Origin of the sequence: Nocardioides taihuensis (assembly GCF_042657275.1) — a bacterium.
Classification (GTDB): Bacteria; Actinomycetota; Actinomycetes; order Propionibacteriales; family Nocardioidaceae; genus Nocardioides; species Nocardioides taihuensis.
In genome coordinates this window covers 1-4,233 of the sequence record NZ_JBHSKD010000013.1, presented here as the reverse complement: position 1 = coordinate 4,233, position 4,233 = coordinate 1, and the positions used below count along the sequence as shown (strand labels likewise).

5 protein-coding genes are annotated in these 4,233 nt (G+C 66.6%); 4 read left to right on the top strand and 1 reads right to left on the bottom strand.

The window, feature by feature from the left end; genetic code table 11:
• From ACFPGP_RS13075 to arr, 4 genes are all read left to right on the top strand, one after another.
• Positions 1-401 (top strand): Rid family detoxifying hydrolase (locus ACFPGP_RS13075; RefSeq protein ID WP_378590772.1); only part of this gene is annotated, 401 nt, incomplete at its 5' end.
• A gap of 12 nt (positions 402-413) precedes the next feature.
• A complete protein-coding gene (gene alr / locus ACFPGP_RS13070) occupies positions 414-1,622 on the top strand; it encodes an alanine racemase (RefSeq protein ID WP_378590771.1) in 1,209 nt (402 codons plus the stop codon).
• Positions 1,623-1,822: 200 nt separating this feature from the next.
• Entirely contained in the window at positions 1,823-2,614 is a 792-nt protein-coding gene (gene cofC, locus ACFPGP_RS13065; RefSeq protein ID WP_378590770.1) for a 2-phospho-L-lactate guanylyltransferase, read from the top strand.
• A 159-nt stretch (positions 2,615-2,773) separates the two neighbouring features.
• Positions 2,774-3,184: an NAD(+)--rifampin ADP-ribosyltransferase gene (arr, locus tag ACFPGP_RS13060; RefSeq protein WP_378590774.1), complete on the top strand. Its 411-nt coding sequence runs from the start codon at positions 2,774-2,776 to the stop codon at positions 3,182-3,184.
• A gap of 510 nt (positions 3,185-3,694) precedes the next feature.
• On the opposite strand, the gene ACFPGP_RS13055 is transcribed toward arr, so the two are convergent.
• Positions 3,695-4,233 (bottom strand): transketolase-like TK C-terminal-containing protein (locus ACFPGP_RS13055; RefSeq protein ID WP_378590767.1); only part of this gene is annotated, 539 nt, incomplete at its 5' end.

Below are 4,233 nucleotides of genomic sequence, written 5' to 3'. Positions count from 1 at the left end.
GGATCAAAATCATGAGTCAACCCCGCCCCATCACCTCACCCCGTGCACCCGCTGCGGTGGGGCCTTACGTGCAGGCGGTCGTCCACGATGGAGTGCTCTACTGCTCTGGTTCGCTTCCGCTGGATGCGGACACCAGCACCTTGGACAACGCTGATCCCGCCGCCGAGGTGACGCGCAGCCTCAGCAATCTGGAGGCCGTGTGCCAGGAAGCCGGGACGTCGCTGGACCGAGCGCTGCGGATGGGGATCTTCACCACTCGCATCGAAGCCTTCGCCGAGATCAACGGTGCCTACGCGCAATTCTTCGCAGGCAAACCGGTACCTGCACGGACAACCATCGGCGTGGCGGCGTTGCCGTTGGGAGCCGTGGTGGAGATCGATGCCATCGTCGCGTTGGCCTGATGGTGTCCACGCATGATCCAGGTATCCACGCGTGATGACTGCAGTTGGGGTGAAGGTGTGCTAGTCGATTCGTCAGTCCAAGCGTCCAGCAACAACGGGCGGTTGCTGGCGTGGCGAGAGATCGACCTCGACGCCGTTCGCCACAACGTCCGCCGGATAGCGGAGACGTGTCCCGCCGCGCAGTTGATGGTCGTGGTGAAGGCCGATGGTTACTCTCACGGCGCGCCCGAGGTAGCCCGAGCGGCCCTGGCTGCCGGAGCGACGTACCTGGGCGTTGCGACCATAGGCGAAGCGCTCGCCCTGCGACGTGCTGGCATCACCGCACCGTTGCTCGCCTGGCTGGCCGGGCCAGGCAGCCCCTACGGAACAGCGATTGCTCAGGGCATCGAGCTCGCGGCCTACTCCTGCGCACAGCTGAGCGAGATCGTCCAAGCCGCGCAGGAGCAGGGTCATGTCCCTCGGATTCACCTGAAGGCAGAGACGGGCATGTGGCGCGGGGGAGCGGCCGATGAATGGGCGCTTCTGGTGGCGCAAGCGCGCGCCCATGAAGCGCAAGGCTTGGTTCGAGTCGTCGGAGTGTGGTCGCATCTGGCGTGTGCAGACCGGGTGGACCACCCTGCGAACGACCAGCAGCGTGATTGGTTCCTTCGCGCTGTCCAGGTGGCCGAAGAAGCGGGGTTGCGACCTCGGCTACGTCATCTCGCCAACTCTGCGGCCACGTTGACACGGCCCGATCTTCACTTCGACATGGTCCGATGTGGGCTTGCAACCTATGGGGTGAACCCGCTGTCCGGCCAGGAAGCACCGGTGCAACTTCGTCCGGTCGTCACGGTGAAGGCGAGAGTCACGCACGTCAAGCGGGCTCCCGCAGGTGCCGGGGTCTCCTACGGCCATACCTATCGCACGCCGGCCTCGACAACACTGGCCTTGGTGCCGCTGGGGTACGCCGATGGGGTCCCCGTGGCCCCTTTGGAGGGAGCTCCAGTGGGCTACCGCGGAAAGTCGGTCCCGCTGGCGGGGCGCGTGTGCATGGACCAGCTGGTGCTGGATGTCGGCGACCTACAGGTCCAGCCAGGCGATGTGGTCACGCTCCTTGGCCCCGGGCGCGACGGTGAACATCGTGCCGAGGACTGGGCGGCACTCAGTGGGAGGAGCTCCTACGAAATACTGACTGGCCTGGGACGACCGCGAGTTCCGGCCATCTATGTCAACGATGAGTGAACTCGGGACCTGCCGGGCCTCGACAGCTCGGCGATGGACGGCGACGGCTACGCGGTCAGCTACGCCGACGTCGCCAGGGCTACCGACGAGCGAACGACCGACGACGGGGTGCCAGACCGCGAGCAGCTGAGGCATCGGGGCCGGCGCCACATGCCGCTGCTGCCCGTTACGGATTGAGCACGGAGAGTTGGGGAGGCGACATGTCAACGGTGAAGGCCACACAAAGATTCGTAACGCTGATTCCGGCCAAGGGGTTGACGGGGGCGAAGCGTCGGCTGGAGGTGGATCCGAAGCAGCGCCGTGCACTGGCCATGTGTTTCCTGGCGGACGCGGTTGCTGCAGCTTCACGCGCACAACTCGTGAAGGAGGTCGTCGTACTCACACCTGATCCGTCCTTGGGCGGCTTGGCTGGATCACTCGGCGCCACGTGGCTCCCCGACCAGGCAGTCGGTGGCCTCAATGCCGCCGTGCGAGACGGGGTGCGCCGCCTGCGGCATCCGGTCGGTCACGTTGCCGTCATGGTTGCGGACCTCCCTGCACTTGATGCGAGTGAGTTGGATACGGCACTCGGTCAGCTGCTCGATTCTGACAGCGGGCGGCTCTGCGTCGAAGATCGCTCTGGCGGGGGCACCACGCTACTCGCCGCTCGCGAAGCCAGGGCACTGGTACCACAGTTCGGTGAAGACTCCGCGGCACGTCACCATGAGGCGGGTTTCTCTCTCGCGACCGGGGCCCTGCTCGGCCTGCGACTTGACGTCGACACACTCGATGACTTGCGACGAGCTGCGGCCTTGCGTTCGTTTGGGCCCGTCACCGCGAGAGCACTCAGTGATCTAAGGCTGTTCGAGCGAGTCAACCGGGTAGATGGCCGTCATTCGATCTCGTTCCCTCGACGCGGTTCGATTCTGGCGGCCAGGGGCCGTCACCCCTCAGACGATGCCCACGTCCGGTCGGAAGAAGTCCCCGTCGGTGCGGACTATTTGCGGCCGTGACGGTGTCGCCTTTGGCCAATGCATGTCCGTTGTTGGCGCCACAGGATGATGCGTCTCAGCGACCATTCTGGGCCTGCGGGTGACGTCCCCGTCGCGATGGACCGCCGGTTCACACGTTCCGACATGTTCACATCTCCGTAGGCTAGGGCGGTGAGTGACATGCCGGACGAGGGGCCGTTCTTCCACGGCACGAAAGCCGATCTTCGGGTGGGCGATCTGCTCACGGCCGGCTTCCCGTCGAACTACCGGCCCGAAGTCCTGATGAACCACATCTACTTCACCGCACTGCCTGACGGCGCCGGGCTCACCGCGGAGCTCGCAGCAGGTGAAGGTGCTCCGCCACGCGTGTACGTCGTTGAGCCAACAGGGCCGTTCGAGGACGACCCGAACCTCACCGACAAGAAGTTCCCCGGCAATCCCACACGTTCCTACCGCAGCAGGGAACCACTCAGGGTCGTCGGCGAGGTGGCCGACTGGACCCGGCAAACCCCCGAGGCGCTACAGGCATGGCGCGACCGGTTGGCTGCGATCCTGCGGATGAACGCGGTGAGATCATCAACTGATCCGTGAACGAAACCGCAGACCACTCCGGGTGCGCCGACTGGCGGCGGAAGACGTACCTCCGCTGGCGCGGGCTGCGGTGTGGATGTCCGCAGGCGATGGGTAAGCGAAGGGTCGCGAGCGACGTGCCAGGGGCGAGGCTCGCCTTGATCACACTTCGTCGAAAACGCGGACTGGCCGGGGGAGCAGGCCCTAGGTTCTGCGGGCCGGGATCGATCGACCTCCGGGAACGGTACTCCCGGATCTACCGCGCGCGCCGTGAGCTGATCGACCACCTCCTGGTCAGCCACGCCCTCCGCGACGCGGCCATCCGGTCCGCAGCGCCCGCCCGCCGTTGCGCAGGTCCGTTGGCTCTGGTTCTCCGCCCTGACGCCCGCTCAGGCGCGAGCCATGCGAGAGGCCGCAGGCGCGGTACCGGACAACATCGAGCGGCACACCGCGGGGAGACAGACGTAGAGCTCTGACGGCCCGCAACGTGTTCGTCTCCGTGCGCCGAAGCGAGGCGCAACGCCCCGCCGTTCAGCGGCCGCTGACGGTGAGCGCGGCGTCGACGATGGAGGCGGTGTCGATGCCATGGATCTGGTAGGCGTCGTGCAGGTCACTGGACTGGCCGAACTCGGTGACGCCGAGGCATGAGATTGCGTCGCCACGCAGGGCGGCGAGGAACGACAGCGTGTGCGGGTGTCCGTCGAGGACGGTGACCAGTGGTGCCGGCGCCGTGGTCGGGAACAGGATGTCAGCGATGCCGCTGGCGGCGTAGGGGTCGGACGTGTGCCGAGTGCGCCCGCGGGCCGACCATGACCGGTAGACGAGGTCGGGGCTGGTCAGGCAAACGACGCCAGTGGTGACACCCTGCGCTTCGAGGGCAGCGGCGGCTTCGAGGACCTCCGGCATGAGCGCGCCAACGCCGACGAGGGTGACCTGCTCGGTGCCGGGGGCGTGGTCGGTGATCCGGTAGCCGCCCGCGACGGCGTGCGTGCGACGGCGCTCTAGGTGTACCCGGCCATGAGGTTGGTAGCAGCGGCGCGTCACCGTTGACGTAGGGAGAGCCCCCGGAT

Bases quoted from the DNA above. Each gene is read 5' to 3' on its own strand.
- arr (WP_378590774.1), top strand. From the start codon at position 2,774: ATGCCGGACGAGGGGCCGTTCTTCCACGGCACGAAAGCCGATCTTCGG.
- alr (WP_378590771.1), top strand. From the start codon at position 414: ATGATCCAGGTATCCACGCGTGATGACTGCAGTTGGGGTGAAGGTGTG.
- cofC (WP_378590770.1), top strand. From the start codon at position 1,823: ATGTCAACGGTGAAGGCCACACAAAGATTCGTAACGCTGATTCCGGCC.